Raw genomic sequence first — 26465 nt, 5'->3', positions numbered from 1 at the left:
TGAATAGCACGACTATTAATATTAGAAGCTTCATGGTATAACACAAAATTGAAATACTATTATTAACTATTTTCTAATAAGGTTTTAAATAAAATTAAAAAAACCTCTCATTTATAGGCTAATTACCCCTTCAATTTTATTGGCTACTTCTTTATATTTTTCAATTACAGCTTCGGGTTTTTTCATAGAAACACTAATAGACACACTAGTATATTTACCTTTTGCAGACTCTTTAGTTTCTATTACAGCGCCCATACCGTTAAAAATAGCTTCTAATTTCGCTATCTTTTTTGAATCTGAAAGCACTATAAATTTATACAAATACTCTGCTGGCCAAACATCGGTTTTATATAGTTGCTCTTTTAATTTCGCGTAAAATTCTTCTGAATTTGGAGTTGTACTCATTATATATTTATTAGTTCACAAATATACAGTTTAGTTTCCATTTTTTTTATAGATTATAAATTCCGATTTTTACAAAAAATAAAGCAGCATTGAACACTAAAAAGATTGTTATTACAGGCGGTCCAGGAACTGGAAAATCAACAATAATTAACGAATTAATAAAAAGAGGTCATACCTGTTTAGAAGAAATTTCGAGACAAGTAATTTTAGATGCCAAAAAAGAAGGTATCGATCAGTTATTTTTAACCAATCCATTATTATTTAGCGAGTTATTATTAAAAGGAAGAAAAAAACAATTTATTGAGGCTGAATTATTTAAAGGTGAAACTGTTTTTTTCGATCGTGGCCTACCCGATGTTTTAGCCTATATGGATTTTATTGGAGACGATTGTCCTAAAGATTTTATTGAAACCTGCAACAACTCTAAATATCATACCGTTTTTATTTTAAAACCTTGGGAAGCCATTTACACCATTGACAATGAGCGATACGAAAGTTTTGATGAAGCTTTAAAAATTCACGATCACTTGGTTGAAACTTACGAAAAATACGATTATAATTTAATTGATGTTCCTTTTGGTTCCGCAGAACATAGAACCGATTTTATTTTAAACAGCTTAAACATGTAATTGTCCTTAATGGAACACCCAATTAATATACTGGAGCGCTATTGGAAATTCACCGAATTTCGTCCAAACCAAGAAGCCATTATCAACTCGGTTTTAGCGGGTGAGGATACCTTTGCTCTTTTACCAACTGGCGGCGGAAAATCGTTGTGTTTTCAAATTCCAGCCTTGGCAAAAAAAGGGATTTGCATTGTAGTTTCTCCGCTTATCGCCCTCATGAAAGACCAAGTACAATCCTTAAACAACAAAGGGATTAAAGCTATGGCACTTACCAGTGGCATTTCATATAAGGAATTGGATACGCTTTTGGATAATTGTGTATACGGAAATTATAAATTTCTTTACCTTTCGCCCGAACGTTTACAGCAAGATCTTGTGCAAGATCGCATTCGGTTAATGGATGTGAATTTAATTGCCATTGATGAAGCCCACTGTATTTCGCAATGGGGAAGCGATTTTAGACCAGCCTATAACAACATAGCCATTTTAAGACGGTTGCAACCTACCGTAAACGCTATTGCTTTAACGGCATCGGCAAAACCAGAAGTTATTCAAGACATTGTAAAACAACTGGATTTTATTAATCCTAAAATATTTAAACAATCCTTTTTAAGACCCAATTTAGGTTATTTAGTTTTTAATGAAACCGATAAATATTACCGGATTGAAACTATCCTAAAAAAATATAAACAGTCCTCTATTATTTATGTTAGAAATAGAAAACTCACTTTAGAGTTAAGTGCTTTTTTAGAATCTAAAAACATATCGGCAACCTTTTACCATGGCGGTTTGCACAATAATGAAAAGGATAAAAACATGGAGGCCTGGATAAATAATCAAAAACAAGTAATGGTAGCCACAAATGCCTTTGGAATGGGCATTGATAAACCCGATGTAAAAACAGTAATCCATATTAGTTTACCCGAAAGTATTGAGAGCTATTTTCAGGAAGCTGGGCGCGTTGGTAGAAATGGCGATAAAGCTTTTGCTGTAATTTTGAAAAATGAAAATGACGAAAACCGCGTTAAAAAACAATTTTTAGGGGCGTTAGCCAGTGTCGATTTTGTAAAACAGGTATACCGAAAATTATGCAATTATTTCCAAGTCCCTTACGGCGAAGGGGAATATTTATCGTTTGAATTCGATTTTAACACCTTTTGCAAAACCTATAAATTCAGTCCGAGTTCTTGCTATAATGCCTTATTAATTTTAGATAGAAACAGTATTATCACGCTTTCTAAACAATTTAAAAACAAAGTTACCGTACAATTTATAATCCCCAATGCAGCGCTGTTTAATTATTTAGACACGCATACGGAATATAGCATTATTGTAAAATCTATTTTACGTATGTACGGTGGCGCTTTCGAGCAGGTTACAAAAATTGCACTGGCCAAAATTGCCGAAAAATCGGCTATAAACGAAACAAAAATAGTGAACGCCTTAAAACAACTGGAGCACGATGGCATTATCACCTTAAAACTTGCAGAAACCGATGCGGAAGTTACTTTTATTCAACCCCGAGAAGACGACAAAACCATAAACCGAATTGCTAACATTATAGAACAGCAAAACAATTTAAAGCAACAGCAAGTAAAAGCCATGCTTAATTATGTTAAAAACGATACGGTTTGCAAAAGTATGCAGCTCCTTGCCTATTTTGGTGAAACCGACATTAGCCCTTGTGGTATTTGTTCGGTTTGCACTAATACTAAAAAAACAAAAGTATCATCAACAGATATTAAAACGACTCAAAACCAAGTGATTGAGCTTTTAGAAACTGGCGATCAATCTTCCAGACAAATTTCAACAGTATTACATACTTCCGAAGAAAACATAAAACAGGTTTTAAAATTACTTTTAGAACATCAAATAATAACGATAACAGCAAAGAACACCTATAAATTGAGTCATTTATAAATAATTAAAGGATAAACCCTCGTCCAGATTTAATTTTTCAGACTGTAGTCTAAAAACATTAGTAAAACAAAACGAGACTAATTTATTCGTGAATTCGTGGCTAAATACAAAAAACATTAAAATGAAAGATTTAAAAATAGTATTTATGGGAACGCCAGATTTTGCCGTGACCATTTTAAAAACATTAGTAGAAAACAAACAAGACATTGTTGGCGTTATTACTGCTCCCGATAAACCAGCGGGACGCGGCAGAAAACTAAATGAAAGCGCCGTAAAACAATACGCTAAATCGGTTGGTTTACATATTTTGCAACCTACGAATTTAAAAGATGAAGCCTTTTTAGAAGAATTAAAAGCCTTAAACGCCAATCTTCAAATTGTAGTTGCCTTTAGAATGCTACCAAAAGTAGTTTGGCAAATGCCCGAATTTGGCACCTTTAATTTACATGCCTCGCTACTACCAAACTACCGTGGAGCAGCTCCTATTAATTGGGCTATTATAAATGGTGAAACAAAAACAGGCGTTTCAACCTTCTTTATTGATGAAAAAATAGATACTGGCGCCATGATTCTTCAAGAAGAGCTAGCGATCGACCCCGAAGAAAACGTTGGAAGCCTGCATGATAAATTAATGCACTTAGGAAGCACTTTAGTTTTAAAAACGGTAAAACTTATTGAAAACGGAAATGTTACCACGATACCACAACAAGAAACAGCCGATATAAAAACGGCTTACAAACTAAACAAAGATAATTGTAAAATAGATTGGACAGCTCCTATTAATGCTATCCATAATAAAATACGCGGATTAAGCCCATATCCTGCCGCTTGGTGCACTTTAATTAATGGCGAAGATACTTTAGATATAAAAATTTATAGTGCAAAAAAGGAAATTACAGACCATAAAGATACCATTGGAAGTATTATTTCAACTAAAAAAGAATTAAAAGTAGCTGTAAATAAAGGTTACATTATAATTGATGATATTAAACTCCCAGGCAAGCGCACTATGGATGTAAAATCACTTTTAAATGGCTATCAATTTAAAAGCGATGCAAAAATGCTGTAAAGCCCTGCAATTACTAATGAAATTAAAAATTTGGTAAATTCACTAAGCTTTATTAACAAATGTAGGAAGTTATCAACAAAATTATGGATTTCCCTCGCTATTGCTTGCTTTATTGCATAATCCGTATAAATTTGTATAGGTATTAACAAAAACGTTTAATCCATTTATTAATAATTAAAATTTATATTATGAACAAAACAGATTTAATCGATGCTATGGCAGAACACGCAGGAATTACTAAAGCAGCTGCTAAAAAAGCTTTAGAATGCGCTATTATTGAAATTGAAGGTGCTTTACAAAAAGGTAACAGAGTTTCTTTAGTAGGTTTTGGATCTTGGTCAGTTTCTAAAAGAGCGGCTAGAGATGGAAGAAACCCACAAACAGGTGAAACTATCAAAATAAAAGCTAAAAATGTTGTAAAGTTTAAAGCTGGAGCAGATTTATCAAATGCAGTAAACTAATTAGTTACTCCATAACACATATTAAATGCCTTCAATTTTTGAAGGCATTTTTTTTATATATTCCTTAAAGACTTGCTTTTTTAATAAATTAATATTAGATTTAATTACTAAATCCTATATATATGGTAACTACGCAACCAAAAAAAGGTGATTTATTAATTGCTGAACCTGCTATTATTGGTGATGTTTCATTTAACCGTTCCATTGTTTTATTAGCAGATCATTCTATTGAAGGTTCTATTGGTTTTATACTAAACAAACCTTTAGAATATACCATAAACGACTTAATACCAGAAGTTGAAGCTAACTTTAGAGTCTATAACGGAGGTCCTGTTGAACAAGACAACCTCTATTTTATACATAAAATTCCGCATTTAATCCCCAACAGTATAGAAATATCTTTAGGGATTTATTGGGGTGGCGATTTTAATAAAGTAGCCGAATTAATTGCTAATAATACCGTTAATGAAAACGATATAAAATTCTTTTTAGGCTATTCTGGTTGGGACAGCAACCAATTAGCCAGCGAACTAAAAGCTAATTCCTGGGTAGTTACCGAGAATATCTACAAAAAAGATGTTATCGAAAAAAGCTATAAGTATTTTTGGAAAGAAAAAATGTTAGAGTTTGGTGGCGAATACAGCATTTGGTCTAATGCTCCCGAACACCCCAGTTATAATTAATTAGTTTGATCCCAGTCTTATTTTAATATTTAATTTCTGAATTAAAAGTTTAGCCACTTCGGAAGTAAATACTTTTTTTCTGTATTTCGTTACCGATTGCATGCCAACAATAACGTTTGTAATAAAAATCTCATCGGCTTTTTGTAATTCAAAAGGAGAAATTGGCGCTTCTACAAGTTCATAATCTGATAAACTTTTAGCCTGTTCTATAATTTGCTTTCTCATCACGCCTTTTAAACAACCATTACTAATTGGAGGTGTTTTTATAACCTGTCCTTTTACAAGAAAAACATTTCCGTTTAAAGCTTCTACCACCTGCTTATCGGTATTTAAAACAAAACAATTATCCAATTTATTTTCTTTGGCATAGATACTACCAACTACATTTAAGGCTTTATTATTTGTTTTTAAGGTAGATAATAAACTTGGCGACACATAGTAATCTTTAAACAAATCGACCTCGTAAAAATCATCATTCACAATATAAAAATCGGTATCCAAAGCCTTAGTCGTTATTAAAAAACTAACAGTATTGATTTCTGGTAAATATAAGCCACCTTCATTTCTAAACACCGTTAATTTGACGCGCGAAGAGGTCCCTGTTAAATGATTAGATTTTAAAGTTTCTAATATTTGTGCTTCTAAAAACTCCATGGTAAAGTTCATGGGAATTTCCATACGCATAATTCGCATAGAAGCCATAAGCCTAAAGTAATGATCTTCCCAAAACAGTAGTTTGCCATAAGATACTTTTATTGTTTCAAATAAAGCATCGCCGTATGAAAACCCCCTATTATTAATAGATAATAGCGCATTTTTTTCTAAAATATTTCCGTTAAAATTTACCATAAAAAATCCCGTTTTCTTTTAATGTGAAAACGGGAACAAATATAATTGAAATTATACTTTATTTTATTATGCTGAGCCTAATACTTGCTTTAAACTTGAAATTTGATTGCTCCATAGCATTTTAGCTTCATCAACTTCATCTTCTTCTGCAAAATCGGTAACCATTAAAGAAACATCTTTTGTTATCTCATCAACTTGAATTCTTATTTCAAAAAAGTATGGATCGCCTTCTTCTTCATCTTCCAACCATCTAAATTTAATACGTTCACCGCTTTTTTTGTTTAATAATTTTGCCTGTTCTTCGCTACCATCCCAAATAAAAGTAAACAACTCGCCTCTTGAATTTACATTATCGGCAAACCACTCTGACAACCCTGAAGGTGTTGATACATACTGGTATAGCAATTGTGGTGATGCCTGTATAGGAAATTCTATAGTATATTTAATTTTCTCGTCCATATTATAATTTAAACTTTATGTTCACAATATATACATTAATTAAGAAGTACCACAGAAAATTTAATAATATTTTTCGCAACTATTATTTGTGTAATCTAATTATGTTTCTATCTTTGCACCCGCAGAAATGCACATGGCGAGGTAGCTCAGCTGGTTAGAGCGTCGGATTCATAACTCGGAGGTCGCGGGATCGTGCCCCGCTCTCGCTACAAGTAAAACCAGAGAAAGTCAAGAATTTTGTTCTTGGCTTTTTTGTTTGGTTATAACTTAGGTCTTATTTTATCCGAACACCGCCCCGCAACTAAAGGGATTTTGGAAAACCTAAAAAACCAGCTTCTCAATCGCTATCATAAAATTACCAATCTCCAACAACGACATAATGGTGCGCTACCCTATTTTGATATAGATACTGGGGAGGTGGTTTATTCTTTTTTTGCTTTGTAGAATAACTATAAATTATTTTTCTTAAAATTTTCTGCTTGCTCAAAAATTTCTTTAAAAACTTCATCTTTAGTAATAGGCGGATAATCGTTTTCTGCTAGAAGAATAATCAAATCTACTTTTAATTCTGCTTTAATATCGTCTCTTTGATTCCAATCGGTATATTTGGCTTTATCATCAACTACTTTCTTAACTTCTTTAGCTAAATGAATTAATTTTTCCTCTGGATAATCAAAATCATATTTATGCGCAATCGCTTTTAATATATCATAGAATGCCTTTTCCTCAAAATCGATGCCCATACCTTGAAAAGAATCTTTTTCTTTTCTCATTTCATGATATAAGTCAATAATTTCATCTGTAAAATCTTCTAAAACGTTACTTTGTAAAATATCTGGTTCACTTCGCTCGTTATATTTATCGACGATACTTTTAAATTTTTTAGAGAAATCAATCCCTTGCATTTTGTTGGTTTTCTTTAATTCATCAATCGCTTTTAGCAATAGCTGTTGCAAGAGTTTTATTTTAGTATTTGGTAATTTTATTTTTTCAATTTTTGCCAAATACGCATCATCAAAAATATCTATTTCATTTTGAGTATCTTCTCCTAGCTTAAAAATTTCCTCCACACCATCACTCTGCAAAGCTTCTTTAATGAGCTCTCGAACTCTCGCATTCATTTGTGCCGTATCTGGAGCGTTGCCTTTAGTAAGCTTAAATACTATGGAACGTATCGCTAAATAAAAATGAATATAATCTTTTTGAATTTCTGTAAAGGCTTCTGCTCCGCAACATATATCATAAGCCGCTTTTAAGCGTTTTACAATATTCATAAAACGCGTTTCTATGTTCTTAGTACGCTGTACAAACTCCGCACCTTGATTTAAGCACTCTAATTGTTTACTACCTTCTCTTGAAAAATAATCGGAGGCATCAAATTTATGAAATAGTTTTTCCAATAAATCTAATTGATCTTTGACAACAATAATAGAGGTTTCAATATCTTCAAAGTTTTGCCCATCGACCGCAGAATACTGTTTTAAGGCTAAATTCATTTGTTTTTTAAAGCCTATATAATCCACCACTAAGCCTTTGGATTTGGTTTTATATTTTCTATTTACTCTAGAAATGGTTTGTATTAAATTGTGTTGCTGTATGGGTTTGTCTATATACATGGTATCTAAAAAAGGCACATCAAAACCTGTTAACCACATATCTACTACAATAGCAATTTTAAAGTTAGACTTTTCGCTTTTAAATTGTCTATCTAATTCTTTTCTATCGTCTTTTGTTCCCAATAAATCGTACATCTCCTTTGGGTCGTCTTTACCACGCGTCATTATCATTTTAATGCGCTCCATAGGTTTGATTTCCTTCTTTTCTTTTTCTGTTAAAATTGAACCCTCTTCAAAAGCTTTTACTTCTGCCCATTCTGGACGTAAAGCAATAATTTCTTTGTATAAATGAAATGCTATGGGTCTAGAGCTACACACAAACAAGGCTTTCCCTTTTAGGGTTGCGCCTTCTGTTATTCTGGTTTCATAATGTTTTACAAAATCTTCCGCTACGGCTTTTAATCGGTCTGGATCGCCTATAATAGCATTCATATTAGCCGAAGCCTTTTTACTTTCTTCTATTTGATAATCATTAGCGCCTTCTTCTGCGCACATTCTGTAATATTCTTCTATTTCGTAAAGCTTCTTGTTTTCTAAAACTACCTTTGCTGCACGACCTTCATATACAATTCTTACTGTAATATCATCTTTCTCAGACTCTGTCATGGTGTAAGAATCTATAATATCTCCAAATACACTTAACGTGGCATCAATTGGTGTCCCCGTAAAACCAACATACGTTGCATTTGGTAATGAATCATGTAGGTATTTAGCAAAACCATAGGTTTTTTCTACACCATATTCTGTAACCTTTATTTTTTGATCTAAATTTATTTGACTTCTATGTGCTTCGTCTGAAATGCAAATAACATTTGTTCTATCTGTTAGTACATCTAAGTGTTCTGTAAATTTGTGTATGGTTGTTAAAAATACGCCACCACTTTTACGGTTTTGAAGCAATTCTTTTAATTTGCTTCTGCTTTGTACTCTAATAATATTATTATCGCCAACATATTCTTTAGCATTTGTAAATTGCCCTGATAACTGGTCGTCTAAATCTGTACGATCTGTAATAATGATTAAGGTAGGACTTTTAAAATACGGACTACGCATAAGCAGTCTAGACAAAAATAACATGGTATAACTTTTACCACAACCTGTGGCTCCAAAATAGGTTCCACCTTTACCATCGCCTTTTGGCTTTTGATGCAGTTTTATGTTCTCTAATAATTTTGTAGCTGCATAATATTGCGGATAACGACACACAATTTTTAACTCGTGTTTGTTAGAATCTGGAAAGTATATAAAGTTGTGGATTACCTCGCGCAGTCTGTTTTTATTAAACAAACCTTGTATCATGGTGTACATACTATTTATACCATCTACTTCCTTGTCTAAACCTAAAACTTTACGCCATGCATAATAAAACTCATAGTTAGAAAAAAACGAACCCATTTTACTGTTCACACCATCACTAATCACGCAAAAGGCATTGTATTTAAATAATTCTGGTATATCTTTTTTATAACGTGTAGTTATTTGAGTATATGCATTATGTATTGTAACATTCTCTCTTATTGCTGTTTTAAATTCAAAGACCACTAAAGGTAAACCATTGATGTATAAAATACCATCTGGAATACGTTTTTCGTAACCGTAAATTTCTAATTGGTTTACTATTTTATAAGTGTTATTATCTAATTCTGAATAATCTATAAGATGAATATATAAGTCTTTTTTAGAACGGTCTTCGCGCTCTAACTGAAAACCATTACATACCAATTTCATGATTTGTTTGTTAGACTCGTACAAATCGGAAGCACTAAAGACTTCTAGCTTACGGATAACCGAATTAATTTCGGCATCTGTAATATGCTCTTTTTTATATTGGTTTTGCAGGTAGTTTTTAATATCTGCTTTAATAAGCACCTCTTCTGGTTTTCTTGTAATGGTATTACCAAGTACATGCGGTATACCTTCATTACCCAATAACTCTATAAAAACGTTTTCTAGTTGTGCTTCTGTGAATTTGCTCATTACCTTATACTTTTATACTCCATGTTACACCTTCTAATCTTGCAGATACGGTTTGTATTGTCTTTAACACCTCATTTTCATTAGGCAATTCACCATATACTAAATTGCTAAAACTATTTACATACGTGTTTTCTAATTTACTCCAAGTATCTTTAGGTGCTTTAAATAGTATAGCCTCTTTTGGATGGTGATTTAACCATGTATTATTGTTTCTAAAACTTTGTACATCGTCTTGTGCAACTTTAAGAAGCATTTCATAAAATTTTTCAGATTCAAAAAAAGTTTTAATCTCGTCGTTCTTTAATAATTGATGAATATCATAAAGATGTCTAATTTTATTGTTTAAATCTACAATTGCAGTTTCTGTATGCGAAAAACGTACTAAACTCATTATTTTTTCGCATAAAGTTCTTCTTGCATCTAATACAAGTAATTCAAAAGGCATCAAATTATATTTTTGCACTAGTATTTCTTGGTTCGAAGCCAACATCATATCGTGTATATATGTTGCTGTTTTTTTTGTAGTGTAAGGTTCAAAATTACCTAACCAAGTGGCTTCAATTATTATTTGATCTCTTACTTGTCCAAAATCGCCTTTAAATGCTTTGGGGTAATTATATGCTACTTTACGTATCATACCCATTTTATTAGTAACACCTTCAACATATTCCTCTTTAAACGGTTTTCCTACTGCATTAGTTATTTTCTTTAATTTGTTTTTAAGTTGGTTTCCAGATTCTCCGTCCTTACGCAATACCACTAAATCTATATCTTCAGAAAAACGTTCTATTAATTGATTGCATTTAGACAATGCTGTACCACCTTTAAAAATAACGGCATCTTTTATTGCGCTATTATAAATAAGATGCAACGCATAACATACCCAATAATCCTTTTCTATATATATTTCTGCTATTCCAATTTTTTGAGAAGTAGATATAATGGCTTGTCTAAATAATTCTTCATTTTGATGTAACCTCATACGATATTCCAATTGGTGCTTGTAGGTAATTCTTTTTTTGAAATCCCTAATTTATATTCAGACAAAGGATTTAAACTATTTTTTAATATAGTTAAATCTAAATTAATCTCTAAGTTTTGAGCTATTGCTCCTAATAATGCTCTTGCTCTTGGTGGATATTTTAACGCTAATTTCATTAATAAATCTAACTGTTTTATTTCTAAATTTTCAATGAGATAGCCCAACCTTTTTAAAGCATTATTCGTGTCTAAATCTGGGATTTTTTTAAAATCTTTAATGGCATCAAGTAAGCCAAGTATGTAAAAATTTTCATCAGTTACTTCTACATAACTTTTAACTGGTTTTGCTTTTATAGCTCCTTTATTAATATATATTCTTTTTAAAGAGGCAATTTTTATAGTTGCGGGTATTTGCGTTGTTAAACCTAGTTGGTTGTATAATAATTCTGCGGTTATATAAGCTATACGTTTTCCTTTTTCAAACAAATAAGGTTTAATTATTTCGTTTTCACTTGGTTTTAATTCTCCAAAAACAGTTTTTTCTGGTTTGTAAAAAGTGCCTTTAGCTATTTTTTTTATGACGCCTTTTTTTATTAATCGCTCTATTACTTTTGCTGCAGTGGTTATTTTTTTAGAAGATACATTAAGGTCTTTATACCCAAATGTTTTACCAATGGGTATGTTTTTAATTTCATCTGTTATTTGTGCTGTAATACTCATGTTACAAATTTACAAAACCTGTTATAATTGTCAAGTTTTTTGCGCAAAAAACTTGACACCTACAATTGCTCGTAATAAGTTCTAATTTTAGCAGCTATTAATCTCTTTATAGTTTTTATTTAACACCCGTTGCCCAACTACCGCAGCAGTTAAAGCTGTAATACGCTGTTGTCCATCTATTAATACTTTTTTGCCAGCCGATAATTCTCCGTTTTTAAGTTTTACATCTGGGTTACGCCAAGTAATAATATAACCAACAGGAAAACCTTGATATAAAGAATCTATTAAATCTCTAACTTTTGCGCTTTTCCAAACAAAAGGACGTTGTATTTCTGGTATGGCTATTTCGCCAGATTTTATCCAACTTAATAAGGTTTCTACAGGTTGTTGGTGTACGGAGTATTTTGACATTGATTATAGCGTGTTTTTTTTATATCTGATTTAATTTTTCAAGTTGTCTTTTCAATCCTTTTTCTCCTTCTCTTTTTAATTCTTGATGGCGATACTCATCTTTAATGTCCCAAGAGTGATTCGGTGGAGGAATTAAGTGAGAAACATATATTTCTAAATCGTGAACAATCTTATTCACATATGGTTTTTTATCACCTATTGAGTTATAAACATCTTGACTATTTGATGATTTTGGCAATGTTTCAGATAACTTATCAAAACCTTCTTTATCAAAATCATAAAGAAAAATTATTTTTTTTTCTTTTGCTAAAGACCTAAAGAAAGGAATCGCTTTAAAAACGCTAATTAGATTATTCATGTTACCAGAACCATGAGAGTTGATGAATTTATAATTTTTATTTTTAACCCATTTCTCAAAATTTAAAACATCTCCTTTTCCTTCAAGAAAAATAACTTTTTCATACTTTTTATTAAAAACATCTTCTAATATTCCAAATTCGCCATGGTAAACAAATTTAGGTGCAAGACGTTGTAGAATGTTCTTTTTACCATCTTCATTATTTGCACACTTTAATTCACGAGAATCGGTTAATTCAAAAAGTTCATTAGGTTCAACCTCAACAACAGTTGATGGTGAATGTGTGGTTAATACAACTTTTATATTTTTAAATTGTTCTTTAATTACGTTAATATATCTTTCTGCTAATTGTGGATTAAGATTGGCATCAAACTCATCAAGCATAATCATTTCAAACTTAGATTCTTTAGCTGCAAAGTAGTAGCATATTAGTTCAAATATTATTTTTTCACCACTTGAGAGCGAATCAAAATATATATGCGTGTTAGAAGTATTATCAAAACGCTTAAAGGCTATTTCATAATTTGAATCATAAATTTGAGGTCTTACTAATTTATACTTAAAATAACCGTTTGTATTATACTTATTAAGCTCTTCATTTATCTTTTCCCATAATTTTTTAGTTCTAATTCTTGAGCTTTTTGATTTAAAGTCTTGATAAATTTTATTGGACATTTTATGAACTATTGACTCGATAGAACGAAACTCTCGAGTTATCAATTCATAAACATATTGTTTAAGCGCATGTTCACTATTAATTTTTGATCTTTTTCTTAAATGAAGTTTTAAATGCTCATGTGCATTTTTCTTTTTCTCATCAAGTTCTCGTTTTAGTTCTTCTGATAATTTAAAGTCTAAATACTTTTGAAATACTGTTCTCCCTCTAGTTATACCATACTTATTTTGGTTTTCACTTTTATTTTGATTTAACTCCCATATAATATGTTCGTTAACCTCTATTTCAGTTACAATACCTAATTCTCGCTTTATATTGTCTAAATCATCAAATTGATAATCTGATAACAATTTTGCAATTGATTCTAAATAATTATAACCTTCTTTATAAGCAATAGAATTTTTATCGAATAAAGATGAATAGAAATCTGTTTTATCTAAAAAAGGAAATTCTATTCGTCCTCTTCTTCTTAAACCTACAGACTCGACAGCTTCCATAACATTATCAAAAGAAACGTCATCTGTATATTTTACGCCACCTCGATAAGTAGTAATTCTTCTTCTTTCGTTATTGTATAAATCTAACGTTTGCGGAGTCTTAATAAAGCATTTACTCCTATCAGGATAATTTTCATAGAGATATTTTAACATTGTTGATTTACCACAACCATTCAATCCAGTAATTACCGCCAATTGAGTATTAAACTCAAGTACTATATTATTACTTATTCCTTTATAACCTTTAGGAACAATGTATTTATTTTTTTTCATGATGCTATCAATTATTTCACTAATTGGCAATCTCTTTCTACTTTTGACATTTTGGAAAGAAGTAGCCCTTTTAATGAATATAGTTCTAAATTCAACTTATTTTTTATTGAAATGCTTTTATGAATTTTACCATATAACTCACTAAAATCCTTAATAACTTTTTCTGATGGCTTTATAATTACTTGATTACCTAGAGCATTCATTGTTATCGCACTTTGAGTCGAACCAATAGTAATATTATCAATAACTTCATTAAAATTTTCGCTCTGCATAAATGCATAAATAAAATTGTTATAAAAATCTTCTTTAAAATTCTTAAACCAAATTACATTTCCATCTTTAAAGTAGAACTCTTCTATTTCAACTAAATAACTAGAACCAATTGTTCCTACCGCTGTTAACAAAATATCACCTTTAATTGGTTTACCATATTTCTCTTTAAGTTCTAAATATCTTTCTTCACTTATATATAGAATATCTTCAATAGGTTTCCCTGATTTTTTTATGCTAATTTCTTTGCCTCTATAGAATGGAATACCTTTTTCTTTATATTCTGATTGAAAAACTCTTTTACTCGAACCTATTTTGCTAAAATAATTAATAGGTTTAGCTTCCCAACCCAAAGGAATCTCAGCATCCAACTCCTCATTATAAACCATTTTACCACCAGAAGATTTATAAAGTTTACCTTCCAATTCAGGTGATCCTGAAACAAGTTCAGGACAACTTTCCTTTGTAATTGGAAACTCGAAATCTACAAACCAATGTTTATACAAGGCTTGTGCAGTGTCTTCTAGTTTTTGGTTTAGCGTTTCGTTAAGTTTAATACGGTTTACAATGGTGTTGTATTCTTTAACTATTTCGCGTTGTTTTTCTATGGATGGCACAGGAATAGGCATTTCTAAAAAGTCTTCCCATTCTAAACTACCTCTTACTCCACCAACAGCTAAAAAACAAGCGTGTCTATCAAATTCTGAACGTGAAAACCACATCATTAAATACTCTGGATTCAGAATGGTTTCATCCACAACCTCAAAAACAGGATAGGCTTGTGAAATAATTGCTTCGTCAAAATCTTGTAATAAAGCAACTGGCATTTTTTTATCTCTACGCACTTGCATTGTGCTGCACGCAAATTGATTTTTACGAATAATTTTGTAGTTCTTCATATTCGTTCCTATTGTATTTGCTACAGAAGGAATAAACTGTTTAGAAATACTTAAACCTAAAAGCTTTGTAACTTTTAACTCTTTATTTCGTTCATCAACTAACTGTATGAAATCGCCTATTTTTCTATAATTCGATTTCATAGCCTAAGTTTTTAAACACGTTTAGTAATTCGGTTTTAGACTGTGCTTCTTCTTTTAGAAGTGCTGCAAATTCGGTTTGTAAGGTTTTCATCTTCTCCTCAAAATTGATGTTTTCGTCTCTGTTTACAAACTCTATATATTTACTTGGTACTAAAGAGTAGTCTTTTTTACGTACTTCTTCAAGTGTGGCAGCATAGCAGAATTCTGGAATGTTTTTGTAAGTTCCTGAGTCTTGTTGCCAAGTGTGCAACGTTTCAGCAATATTTTGAATATTATCAGCACTAAATTGAATAAATTTCTTTTCAAATGGAACTCCTGTTTCTCTCAAATCAAAAAACAAAATTTCATCTTCTCTGTTTCTATATTTCTTTTCAATATTATTAATGTTAACCTGTCTCTCTTTTTTATTATTATTTAAAATCCAAATGGTTACAGAAATATTAGTTGTATAAAACATATTTTGAGGCAATACCAAAATAGCTTCTACTAATTTATTTTCAATGAGTTTTTTACGTATCTCATATTCAGTTCCTCCACCAGATAATGCGCCATTGGCTAGTATAAAACCTGCAACTCCGTTGTCTGAGAGTTTAGAGACCATATTAAGTATCCAACCATAATTGGCGTTTCCTGTTTGTGGTACCTCGTAACCTCGCCAACGTGGGTCGTCTAATAACTCGTCTGTGGCTCTCCAATCCTTTTGGTTAAATGGTGGGTTTGCCATAATGTAATCTGCCTTTAAATCTGGGTGTTGGTCTTTACCAAAGGTATCTGCTGGCACATCGCCTAAATTAGCAGATATACCACGTATGGCAAGATTCATTTTTGCTAACTTATACGTAGTTGCTGTGTATTCTTGCCCATAAATAGACACGTCTTTTTTGTTACCATTGTGGCTGTCTATAAATTTCATAGACTGCACAAACATACCACCAGAACCACAAGCAGGATCGTAAATTTTACCTTTGTAAGGTTCTATTAACTCTGCAATAAGGTTGACGATACTTTTTGGGGTGTAGAATTCGCCTTTTCCTTTACCTTCTGCAATCGCAAACTTGCTTAAAAAGTACTCGTACACTCTACCAACAATATCTTGTTGTTGGTCTTTTAGCGTGTCTATGTTGTTTATGGTGTCTAGTAAAGCGGCTAGTTTACTCACGTCCATATTTAGGCGTGAAAAGTAGTTGTCTGGTAAAGCACCTTTAAGCGATGGGTTGTTTTTTTCTACGGTGTATAAAGCCGTATCTATTTTTAGTGCAATATCGTCTTGTTTGGCATTGGCGATGATGTAGCTCCAACGGGATTCTTCGGTTAAATAGAACACGTTGTTTTGCGCGTAGAATTCTACCATGTCGATAAACTTTTCTTTGCCATCGTCTATGAGTTCTTGACGACGTTTCTGGAATTTATCACTAGCAAATTTTAAGAATATTAAGCCTAAAACGACGTGTTTGTATTCTGAAGATTCTACGGTTCCGCGCAGTTTATTTGCCGAATCCCAAAGGGTTTCTTCTATAGATTTTGTTTTTTTTGTGGTTGCTTTTTTAGCCATTAAATAAATGTTATTTTAGAACTTTAAATGTAGGTTTAAAATCTGTTTATTACAATAAATGGCTACATCACTTTTTCAGCCAAATATTTCTGCACTTCGTACACATTAATACTTTTATTAAACTTTTTACTAACGGAAGGTACGTTTTCACTAGAGATCCAAATTTTAAGTTCAGCATCTAAGTCGAAAGTTCCAGAGGTTTCTAAAGAAAACCTTGAAATGCTTTTATAGGGCATGGACTTGTACTCTACTTTACTTCCTGTTATTCCTTGCACGTCTATTAAAATTAAACGTTTATTGGTAAACATAAACACATCTCTAAACAGTTTAAAACCGAGTTCAACTTGCTCCGTACTTGTTAACAATCGACCGTATTTCTCGGTTAGTTTTTCTACGGAAACCTCACTAGCGTTTCCTAATATTTTATTTAATAATCCCATAGTTTATTTAATGTTGGTAGCATATTCTACTTGTTTTCTTTTTGGCATATAAATAGGCTTCTTTTTTTAAACGCTGTGCTGTTCCTAAAAACAAAATAACAATAGCAGAGCGATTACGTGTTTTTTCACGTATATATTGAGTCATAATTTTTTAACTCTATCATCCTTATTCTAGCACTTACAGCAGTATTAATTCCCATATTTTTTTAAACTGAAAATGCATTAAAACATTGAACAGCTGAAAACTTAGCTACAATAAAATTATAACCTTTATGGGTTTCATAAAGGTTATAATTTTATTATTTTAATACCTTTTACTTATTGCCCACCACATAATATAAATATACAGAAAATTCGGCGGTTTAATAATGTAAAGGAATAAAATATAACAAAAAAAGTTGTTCAATAATTTCCTTTTAAGCGAAGGAGTTCCAAGAGAAAAATTTTATAACAAATTATCAAAGAGTTGCTATTTGGATTTTACTTTTTTTATTTCTAAGCCAACTTTGTGGACTAAAATTTTACATAAAAAAACGGCGTATCCATTGTTCATTAAAAATTAATAATTTAGACTCTAAGTATAATGTTGCTTTATTTTAAGTAAGAGGCTAGCAGGATGGCAAAATATTAATTTGTAATAGTTATAAAAAAAACAAAAAAAATACGACGATCTAAAGCTACATAGACCGCCGTATTCAATGTATAGTAAGGTATTTTAGTGCATTACTTTTATAAAGTGATACATTACTTTTTTTCCAACACGTTTCCTGTTTTATCCAATACAAGATTTATAACCTCCTCTTTTTTTCTTAATCTTACATTATACAAAACAGCTTTTTCTTTATTCTCATATAACCGTACTTGATCGATTAAAAATCCTGGATTTTGTTTTAAAATCTCATGTTCAATATCTCGTGGTAACTTATCATAATATGAAATGGTATTGCTATGGTACCTTTCTTGAACAGCACGATCACTCATATCGATAATACTGTTAGGGCCATCATCATTTTTTACAAGAACAAAGGCATCATAGAGTTCACCAAGTGGGGTATATGACTCAAAAGCAAGTTTATCACCATCAACAGTTATGGTTTGAAATAATTGAGTGTTTTCTCCCAATCTACTCCGGTTAGCCTCATAATTATCCCAATTGGGTTTATGGTTATACATTTTGCCTCCACTTACTGATACCACATAAACGGTACCCGTTTTTTTATCTGTTTTAGACACCCCAGTAGTCATATTATTTTCACCACCTCGTGCATATGTATGATCATGCCCCTGTAAAACCAAATCCACTTTATACTTATCAAAAATTGGCTTTAGTAAGTCTCTCCACCTTTTATTATCTCTACCGGCAGAAGAGGAATATATGGGATAATGAAATGTAATAACCGTCCATTTATTAGGGTTATATTTTAAAACCTCTTCTAACCAAATGGCCTGTTCTTTCTGCTTTTCCATAGAATTAAGCCCGATAATACGAACATTTTGATAATCGGAATAATAGGCACTTTCTTTAACACCATCAGGTCCGTTTTCTGGTAAAGTAAATTGATGTTTCCACTGTATGGCTAATTTTCTCTCCTTCTTTTTATCTGTTTTATACTCATGATTACCAGGTACAGGAAAAGCAGGTACCATACTATGTATCCAGTCTCCCGCTTTAAACCATTCGTGCCATTGCTTGTCGTTCTGACCAGTTTCTACCATATCACCAGCATAGACTATAAACCTTGCGTTAGGTGCTTTTTTAAAGCCTTCTCGAACAACTCTAGACCATAATTCAAGAATATTATTTTGCACATCACCCATATACAAAAAAGTAAACTTACCAGCTGAGGTTTTTGCTGTTTTGAATTGAATCCATTCACTCCAATGCGCCCCATCACCTACCCTATAACCATAGGTTGTATCAGGATCTAAATTTTTAAAAGTAACCGAATGATAATTTATTTTATAATTAATGAGTTCTATTTTACTGGCATCTAGCGCTTCTGTTAAAGCATGATACCTAGTAGAGGTTCTCCAAAATTTAGGAGCCGCCGTAGCTTTTGCTATTTCTGCGTATGCATTTTTGACCGAACCATCGGTTCGCCAAGTTACACTCATAGTATTTGCAGGATTCTCTCCTAGATTTAACATTATATGACTTGGGTGCACGGTTGGTTTAGACCAATTGTCGTCATAAATTGGATTTTTATACACTTTAGGCGTTTGTGAAAACGCTTTAGTGAACAAAAAAGATATTATTAAAAAAAAATAGATCTTATTTAAATGTTTCATTTTGCTTTTTTTTAATTAAAAACATCAATGGTTTACAAAACCGAAATTTTGTAAACCATTGATATAGTCTCCCTCTCTTTAATAATCTAAATTCTGACCTAAATTAGGATTTGCATCTCTTTCTCGTTGAGGAATTGGTAAAAACTGGTACCGTTCTGGTACCGTTCTACCTAACATTTCAGATTTTATAGAAAGTAATCGGTTAGTGCGTTTTAAATCGAACCACCGATGCCATTCGCCAGCAAACTCTAATTTTCTTTCCTTCCAAACAGCGGCTCTAAAACTTTCTTTAGAAAGTCCTTTCAAATCATAAGAAGCATCTGTAACCTGGTATGCACGACGCCTAACTAAATTTACAGCTTCATAAGCCTGATCTACGGGACCATTACTTTCGTTTAAAGCTTCTGCATAAATTAACAATATGTCGGCATAACGTAATAAGGGTACATCTGTATCATTATCATCGGTATTACTTAAAGTCGCATAATCCATAAATTTATGCCAGTGCGGAGTAAAAGTGTAGGTTTCCCCTTGATACGTATAAGACGTAAAAAATGTCCAGTCTTTTCTAGAATCCTGGTCATCAAAACTATTATAAATATGTTCTGTAGGATGATAACGACTTAAACCTCTAGCTCCTGGTAAATCTCTTGGTAAATAGTATTTTAATTCAAACTGCTGATCGCCTGGCAAACCAGACTTAAAATTAAGAACAAAGATGTTCTCTTTATTAACCTGTGTTTCTGGCTTAAATACTTCGGAAAAATTATCCATTAGTCCAAATAGTCCTGAATCGATAACTTCTTTAGATTTTTTAGCAGATAACTCCCAATTTTCCATGGTAAGATAAACTTTAGCCAATAAACCAGTTGCCGCAATATTAGAAGGTCTACCAATTTCTGTTTTATCTTGAGATAATAGATTCTGCTCTGCAAAACTCAAGTCTACTATAATTTGATCATATATGCTACTTGCTGAAGATCGCTCGACATTAATACCTTCAATAGATTTTGTGGCAGATAACACCAAAGGTATATCTCCAAAAAATTGAACTAAACGGAAATAGGCTAATGCTCGCATAAATCGCGCTTCACCTAAAAAACTATTTTTTAAGGTGTCGTCCATATCAATACTTCCAATTTCTTCAAGAATTACATTAGCATTACTAATTAATTTGTAATGATCTTTCCAAAAATCGGCTACGGTTCCTTGGGTGCTATCAAAAGTATATTGTTCTAAAGCATTTATACTTCCAGGAGATCCTGTTCCTTCATCTGTAGTATATGAATTAAGGATATACATATTACGACTATGGTCATCGGTTAAATCTGAATACATGGCATAAACTGCAGATAAAGCGTCTTCTTCAGTTTTAAAAAACTGATCTGCTCCAATAAAACTTTCTGGGTTCTCTTCTAATAAATCCTCACAGGAAAAACACAACAGGAGACTCAATGAAAGCATCCATAGTATTGAATTATTAATTTTCATCTTTTGAATATTTTATTAAATTATTATCGTTGATATTATTTTTATATTTTTTTAATTTAAAATCCAAGTTGCAGTCCTAATGTATAGGTTTTTGCTGTTGGATACACCCCTTGATCTATACCTTGAGAAAGACTAGACTGTCCATTTACACTAACCTCAGGATCATAACCGCTATAATTTGTAATAGTAATTAAGTTTTGAGCGCTTAACGAAAGTGTTAAGTTTTTTAGATTTAATTTTTCTAAAATATTTACAGGAAGCTGGTAGGCTAATGTGACATCTTGTAATCGTAAATACGATCCATCTTCTAAATATTTGTTTGAAAAACTACTTACCCCTCCTGTTGCGGGAATATAGTTACTAGGGTTTGTAGGTGTCCAACGATCAAGAACTTTTGTACTATTATTTCTTGCGCCATCAGCACGCTCTAAATCTTGTCTATCTTTATTATAAATATCATTACCAATAACATAATTGAAATTTGTAGAAAGTGATAAGTTGTTATAACTTACATTAGCAGAAAAACCACCAATTAAATCTGGTTGTGCATTGCCAATCACTTTTCTATCATCAGCATCTATTGTGCCGTCATTATTTATATCAACATAACGCTCGTCTCCTGGTAAAGAAGTTGTTTGAGATGAATTAGCTATATCTGCCTCATCTTGTAAAATACCATCAAACACATAGCCATAAAAAGACCCTAGTGGCAATCCTTCTTTAACAATTATTGCAGATCCCTCGACAAAAAATTGATTAGTACCACCTAAATCTAAAATCTCATTTTTATTTTTTGATAAGTTTATACCAAAATTTAATTTTGTTTTACCTAATTCAAAGGACTTGCTATTTACTGCTATTTCAAACCCTTCATTTTGCATTTTACCTAAATTCACCAATGCATCTGCAAAACCTGTTGTCCATGGCACAGGCACACTTAAAAGTAAATCTTTGGTTGTTTTTCTATAATAATCGGCATTAACCGCTAGTAACCCATCCCATAAGCTCATTTCCAGACCAAAATCTAATTGATTTGTTGTTTCCCATTTTAAATCGGGGTTACCAATATTGGCTGGATAAATACCTGTTTTTCCTTGATCTCCAGCAACCACATTAACCGTAGAAAGTAAACTTAGTGATTGGTAGTTTCCAATTTCTTGATTTCCTGTTACTCCAAAACTCGCTCTTAATTTCATATCGCTTATTACATCTTGCTTGGTCATGAAATCTTCATTAGACACTCTCCATGCTAAAGCAGCCGATGGAAAAAAACCATACTTATTACCTTTTCCGAATTTAGAAGAACCATCATAACGAGCAGAAACCGTAAACAAATACGTGTTTTTATATCCGTAATTTGCTCTGGCTAAATAGGAAATAAGCTTTGAAGATTCTTTATGGGTTTGAGGTGCACTAAATACTGTTCCTGAAGACAAATCGAACTCTCGTAATACATTATTTGGAAAATTAGAAGCCCCAGCTCGTAATAATTCCGAACGGTTACCTTCCAATGAAAACCCTCCAACTAAATTAAGGCTATGATTTAAGTTTTCACCAAATTCATTAGCATATGTAAGCGTGTTACTATTAACCCAATGTTCTCTTTTTAAAACACCAATAGCCGCTTGGTTAATTTCGTTCCCTGCAATAAAAACGGTATTTGGTTTAAAGTAATTTTCTTGATTATTTAAATAGTTTATACCTAAAGTAGATTTAAAAGTTAAACTTTCAGTAAGATCATATTCTCCAAAGAAATTATCAATTATTCTAGAGGTTTCAACTTGATTGGTTAATTCTAAAGCCGTAGCCACAGGGTTTGGTGTATCGGCATCACTTCTACGAACATAGCTTCCGTCTGGATTATAAATAGTTAAAATAGGATCCATTTTAATAGCCCCATTTACAATACCAGCATCAGACCCCGACGTTCCTGTACTTGAACGAATAATATTTGTATTAATTCTATTTAAAGACAGTGTATTTCCTATTCTAAATTTATCACTAATTTCTGAATTTATATTTGCTCTAAAATTAATGTTTTTAAGATCTGAATTGATAATGATCCCTTCCTGCTCTGCAAAACCTCCAGAGATGTAATACTTTGTTTTATCATCACCTCCCGAAAATGAAAGATTATAATTTTTTATCATTGCGCTACGGTAAACTTCATCTTGCCAATCTGTACCTTCACCTAAACCTGCTATTTCGGTCTCTGTATATGGAGCTTCTTCACCATCTAATAGATAGGCTTCATTCTTAATTCGTGCAAATTGAGACGCATTAAGCAATGCTAGCTTTTTTCGAATCTGTTGCACTCCAAAATGTGTATTTAAAGCTACGGTAGGTTTTCCTTTTTTTCCCGTTTTAGTGGTAATAATAATAACCCCGTTTGCCCCTCTAGATCCATAAATAGCTGTTGCTGATGCATCTTTTAAAACCGTCATTGAACTAATATTCTCTGGTCGAATACTAGCCATAGGGTTTAAGGGACTCCCTTGAGCTATACCCGAAGTAGATCCGGAGGTCGATATATCCATAGGAACTCCATCTACAATAAACAAGGGATTATTTCCAGCATTTATTGAAGTTCCTCCCCTAACACGAATGGTGGTAGCAGAGCCTGGTTGACCTGAATTTTGCGAAATATAAACTCCAGGGACACGTCCTTTTAGTAATTTTTCTGGAGATTGAACAGGATCATTAGGTATATCGCGCTCTGTAATAAAACTAACGGCACCTGTAAGGTCTCTTTTTTGTTGTTCTCCATAACCAATAATAACAACTTCATCAAGTTCTGAAGATTCTAAAGCCATGGAAACATTAATAACTTCTGCATCTCCCACCGTGAGTTCTTGAGTGGCATAGCCAATAAATGAAAAATTTAAAACATCTCCCTGGGTTGCTTCTATTTTATACTCACCGTCAAAATTAGTAACGGTTCCTTTTTTACTTGTTTTATTAAGTACGGTAGCTCCAGGCAGCGGAATACCATCCTTATCTTTAACCACTCCTGTAATGGTAAATAAATCTATAACAGATGCTTCTATTTCTTTTCCATTATCTTTAGATTTAGTAACACTAATTAAGTTATTTACTCTATAAAATTTAAGATTTTCCTTTTTGGAAAGGTTTTCTAAAAGACTTAACAAGGACTGATCTTGCTGATATGGTACATATATACTAGACATATCAATTTCTTTCTCATAAACAATAAAACTAAAGTTGGTAGTTTGTTCTATTAAATCAATTACACTTCGTAGTGTATATGTCGATTCGGTAAGCTTAATCTCGTATGCTTCTAATCTTTGAGCATTAACCTTATTCACTGCGAACAAATTGGTTATACTAAGCATTACGGTAATAAGAAGGGTAGATATTCTCATTAATAATTTAAAATTAAGTGATTTTTTTTTCATAATTTTACTTTGGATTTGATAAAATTTTCTTTTTAAAATGTGTATTAGCGTACATATTATTTAGGGTATTACGGTCCGAGGAAGTGTTAGCGCACTTCCTTTTTTTTATTCTATTTATTCATATATCAATATTTTTTTAGTTTTATTATTTATTTTAAAGTTAAGGTTGCCTCCCTTTGTTAGAGACATTAAAATGGTTTTTAAATTTTGATTTTCGAAATGGGCAGATAGTCGTTTTTCCCTAATATGCCCATTAGAAAATTGAATAGTAACATTAAATCGTTTTTCTAATAATTTTGTTACTTCTCCTAAGGTTTCATTATTAAAATTAAAAGTATTGGCTCGCCATGCTAACTCCTTATATTGGTTGGGTGTTGTTATCCCTATACCTTTTTCTGTAGGGATATAAACCGCTTTTTGTTTTGGCTTTAAAATTTGCTTTTCTTCATTTGTGGCTACCTCTACACTGCCTTCAACTAAATACACATTTACACTATTCGGGTTACTATTTACATTAAATTGTGTGCCAAGAACTTTGGTTGTTAACCCATTTGCCATAACCACAAATGGTTTGGCTTTATTTTTGGAAACGTTAAAAAAAGCTTCGCCGTTTAAAAAGACTTTACGCTCTTTTGTAGTACCGAAAGTTTTAGGATATTTTAGTGTACTATTAATGTTAATTTCTATTAAAGTACCGTCCGGGAGTTCAATTTTTTTTCTAATCCCGTCGTGTGTTGATATTTCTGTATAAATAACATTGGGCTTAGCTGTTGTACTTACTGCCACATAAGTTAAAGCTACCGATAATAACAAAACAATGCTAGCGGCAACCTTATATATTAATCTAGTATTAAAACGTTTTTTTTCTTGATTTATACTTTTATCAATTTGTTTCTTGAGGGTATGCTTTATGGTATTTCCTTCTTTATCTAACCACTCAAAATTAGCTGATTTTTCATTCTGTAATGCAGAATAAAACGTTTCTATAATGTTTGCTTCATTTTTATTGGCAACACCTTTAAGATATTTTTCTAGAATAATATAAAATTTTGCTTTCGTCATTTTACGCACTATCTTTAATAGTAAGTATCTATTTTAATACAGTACACGTACGCAAAATTTTTAAAACCTATGGATTTAACCTTATATTAATATTCTTTACACCATGGTAAAGTTTAGTTTAAAATATGGTAAGCACTTCTTTACGTAAAAATTTTAATGCCTTGCTAATTTGGGTTTCAACCGTTCTTTTAGAAATCTTCAATCTGTCTGCAATTTCTTGATTTGAAAGTTGCTTTTCTCTGCTAAGTTCAAAAATATTTCGACAACCATCGGGTAATTGACGTACAGCTTGATCTACCTCTGCTTTCAATTCATTGGCCTGGTTATCGACCTCATAATACAATTCTGGAAGTTTACTAAGTACTTCTATATGAACAACCTTTAAATTTTTACTTTTTAAATAGGACAGCGATTTGTATTTTACAGCTGTGTTAATAAACGCTGCAAAGTTATTAACAACCAAATGTTCTCGCCGTTCCCAAAGATCTATAAAAACTTCCTGAACAACATCTTGAGCAGCTTTTTCCTCTCTAACAATGTTATAGGCCTTTTTTATTAACTGTTTCCAATACAAGAGGTAAAGGTGATTAAAGGCCGTTTGGTCGGATTTTTTTATTCTACTCCAAAGCTCTGGAGTGGGCTCACTTATCCTATTAGAATTCATGAGCACAATTTACATTTTCAGTTTATGGCAATTATTAAGTTAAAGTAAAGTAATTGTTGCTTAAATTAAAAGAACGTCGTTTCTTTAGTTTAAAAAGTTCTAATAATTTAATACTGCGGTGTCTTAATTTTAATGCACTAATACTAATACACAATTACAACTTCCTCTTAAAAAATTGAGCGAAACCTCTTAGTATTACTTCTTAAACAAGAAGCTAAATACCTTGGAAGTATTTTTCTTTTTAGTTTTAAACAGTAATA

At 31.9% G+C, this 26465-nt stretch carries 22 protein-coding genes and 1 tRNA gene; 6 read left to right on the top strand and 17 right to left on the bottom strand.

Going from position 1 to position 26465, the window contains the following annotated elements; all coding sequences use genetic code 11:
- Positions 1 to 111 precede the first annotated feature (111 nt).
- Entirely contained in the window at positions 112 to 405 is a 294-nt protein-coding gene (locus FQU21_RS03615) for a DUF493 family protein (RefSeq protein ID WP_147676668.1), read from the bottom strand.
- A gap of 89 nt (positions 406 to 494) precedes the next feature.
- Here FQU21_RS03615 and FQU21_RS03610 point away from each other — a divergent pair, with 89 nt between their 5' ends.
- From FQU21_RS03610 to FQU21_RS03590, 5 genes are all read left to right on the top strand, one after another.
- Positions 495 to 1034: an AAA family ATPase gene (locus FQU21_RS03610; RefSeq protein ID WP_147676667.1), complete on the top strand. Its 540-nt coding sequence runs from the start codon at positions 495 to 497 to the stop codon at positions 1032 to 1034.
- 9 nt (positions 1035 to 1043) lie between these two features.
- Positions 1044 to 2951 carry a RecQ family ATP-dependent DNA helicase gene (locus tag FQU21_RS03605; protein WP_147676666.1) on the top strand — a complete coding sequence of 636 codons (1908 nt, stop codon included), beginning with the start codon at positions 1044 to 1046 and terminating at the stop codon, positions 2949 to 2951.
- Between the two features lie 121 nt (positions 2952 to 3072).
- Positions 3073 to 4020 carry a methionyl-tRNA formyltransferase gene (fmt, locus tag FQU21_RS03600; protein ID WP_147676665.1) on the top strand — a complete coding sequence of 316 codons (948 nt, stop codon included), beginning with the start codon at positions 3073 to 3075 and terminating at the stop codon, positions 4018 to 4020.
- Between the two features lie 188 nt (positions 4021 to 4208).
- Complete coding sequence (locus FQU21_RS03595) at positions 4209 to 4481, top strand: HU family DNA-binding protein (RefSeq protein WP_147676664.1); 273 nt, start codon at positions 4209 to 4211, stop codon at positions 4479 to 4481.
- 122 nt (positions 4482 to 4603) lie between these two features.
- Entirely contained in the window at positions 4604 to 5164 is a 561-nt protein-coding gene (locus FQU21_RS03590; protein WP_147676663.1) for a YqgE/AlgH family protein, read from the top strand.
- Here FQU21_RS03590 and FQU21_RS03585 read toward each other — a convergent pair whose 3' ends face one another.
- Both FQU21_RS03585 and FQU21_RS03580 read right to left on the bottom strand, forming a co-directional pair.
- Positions 5165 to 6013 (bottom strand): aminotransferase class IV, encoded by an 849-nt coding sequence (locus FQU21_RS03585; RefSeq protein WP_147676662.1) that lies wholly within the window; start codon positions 6011 to 6013, stop codon positions 5165 to 5167. It abuts the gene before it with no gap.
- A gap of 66 nt (positions 6014 to 6079) precedes the next feature.
- Positions 6080 to 6472: an START-like domain-containing protein gene (locus FQU21_RS03580; protein WP_147676661.1), complete on the bottom strand. Its 393-nt coding sequence runs from the start codon at positions 6470 to 6472 to the stop codon at positions 6080 to 6082.
- A 135-nt stretch (positions 6473 to 6607) separates the two neighbouring features.
- Between FQU21_RS03580 and FQU21_RS03575 the strand changes: the two genes are divergently transcribed.
- Positions 6608 to 6681: transfer RNA gene (locus FQU21_RS03575), tRNA-Met, on the top strand.
- A gap of 240 nt (positions 6682 to 6921) precedes the next feature.
- On the opposite strand, the gene FQU21_RS03570 is transcribed toward FQU21_RS03575, so the two are convergent.
- The 14 genes from FQU21_RS03570 to FQU21_RS03510 form a co-directional block, all read right to left on the bottom strand.
- Positions 6922 to 10065: a type I restriction endonuclease subunit R gene (locus FQU21_RS03570; protein ID WP_147676660.1), complete on the bottom strand. Its 3144-nt coding sequence runs from the start codon at positions 10063 to 10065 to the stop codon at positions 6922 to 6924.
- A 4-nt stretch (positions 10066 to 10069) separates the two neighbouring features.
- The gene (locus tag FQU21_RS03565; protein ID WP_147676659.1) at positions 10070 to 11047 is read right to left on the bottom strand and encodes a nucleotidyl transferase AbiEii/AbiGii toxin family protein; all 978 of its coding nucleotides are present in this window, start codon (positions 11045 to 11047) and stop codon (positions 10070 to 10072) included.
- Positions 11044 to 11766: a DUF6088 family protein gene (locus FQU21_RS03560; RefSeq protein WP_147676658.1), complete on the bottom strand. Its 723-nt coding sequence runs from the start codon at positions 11764 to 11766 to the stop codon at positions 11044 to 11046. The genes FQU21_RS03565 and FQU21_RS03560 overlap by 4 nt, the downstream gene beginning before the upstream one ends.
- An 87-nt stretch (positions 11767 to 11853) precedes the next feature.
- Positions 11854 to 12177 (bottom strand): DUF262 domain-containing protein, encoded by a 324-nt coding sequence (locus FQU21_RS03555; RefSeq protein WP_246124748.1) that lies wholly within the window; start codon positions 12175 to 12177, stop codon positions 11854 to 11856.
- Between the two features lie 19 nt (positions 12178 to 12196).
- On the bottom strand, positions 12197 to 13981 hold the full coding sequence (locus tag FQU21_RS03550) for an AAA family ATPase (RefSeq protein ID WP_147676657.1): 1785 nt from the start codon (positions 13979 to 13981) through the stop codon (positions 12197 to 12199).
- An 11-nt stretch (positions 13982 to 13992) separates the two neighbouring features.
- A complete protein-coding gene (locus FQU21_RS03545; protein WP_147676656.1) occupies positions 13993 to 15291 on the bottom strand; it encodes a restriction endonuclease subunit S in 1299 nt (432 codons plus the stop codon).
- Positions 15275 to 16843: a type I restriction-modification system subunit M gene (locus FQU21_RS03540; RefSeq protein ID WP_147676655.1), complete on the bottom strand. Its 1569-nt coding sequence runs from the start codon at positions 16841 to 16843 to the stop codon at positions 15275 to 15277. The genes FQU21_RS03545 and FQU21_RS03540 overlap by 17 nt, the downstream gene beginning before the upstream one ends.
- A gap of 62 nt (positions 16844 to 16905) precedes the next feature.
- Positions 16906 to 17283: a PH domain-containing protein gene (locus tag FQU21_RS03535; RefSeq protein ID WP_147676654.1), complete on the bottom strand. Its 378-nt coding sequence runs from the start codon at positions 17281 to 17283 to the stop codon at positions 16906 to 16908.
- A 7-nt stretch (positions 17284 to 17290) separates the two neighbouring features.
- On the bottom strand, positions 17291 to 17428 hold the full coding sequence (locus tag FQU21_RS17375; RefSeq protein ID WP_187269312.1) for a hypothetical protein: 138 nt from the start codon (positions 17426 to 17428) through the stop codon (positions 17291 to 17293).
- 599 nt (positions 17429 to 18027) lie between these two features.
- The gene (locus FQU21_RS03530) at positions 18028 to 19572 is read right to left on the bottom strand and encodes a purple acid phosphatase family protein (RefSeq protein WP_147676653.1); all 1545 of its coding nucleotides are present in this window, start codon (positions 19570 to 19572) and stop codon (positions 18028 to 18030) included.
- A 78-nt stretch (positions 19573 to 19650) separates the two neighbouring features.
- Entirely contained in the window at positions 19651 to 21063 is a 1413-nt protein-coding gene (locus tag FQU21_RS03525; RefSeq protein ID WP_147676652.1) for a RagB/SusD family nutrient uptake outer membrane protein, read from the bottom strand.
- Positions 21064 to 21119: 56 nt separating this feature from the next.
- Positions 21120 to 24479 carry a SusC/RagA family TonB-linked outer membrane protein gene (locus FQU21_RS03520; RefSeq protein WP_147676651.1) on the bottom strand — a complete coding sequence of 1120 codons (3360 nt, stop codon included), beginning with the start codon at positions 24477 to 24479 and terminating at the stop codon, positions 21120 to 21122.
- A gap of 114 nt (positions 24480 to 24593) precedes the next feature.
- Positions 24594 to 25541 carry a FecR family protein gene (locus FQU21_RS03515; protein ID WP_147676650.1) on the bottom strand — a complete coding sequence of 316 codons (948 nt, stop codon included), beginning with the start codon at positions 25539 to 25541 and terminating at the stop codon, positions 24594 to 24596.
- Positions 25542 to 25659: 118 nt separating this feature from the next.
- A complete protein-coding gene (locus FQU21_RS03510) occupies positions 25660 to 26205 on the bottom strand; it encodes an RNA polymerase sigma-70 factor (protein ID WP_147676649.1) in 546 nt (181 codons plus the stop codon).
- Positions 26206 to 26465 lie beyond the last annotated feature (260 nt).

It is taken from the genome of Algibacter pacificus, assembly GCF_008033385.1.
Taxonomy (GTDB): Bacteria; Bacteroidota; Bacteroidia; order Flavobacteriales; family Flavobacteriaceae; genus Algibacter; species Algibacter pacificus.
The sequence above is the reverse complement of the archived record's forward strand: the minus strand, read 5'-3'. Positions and strand labels throughout refer to the sequence as shown.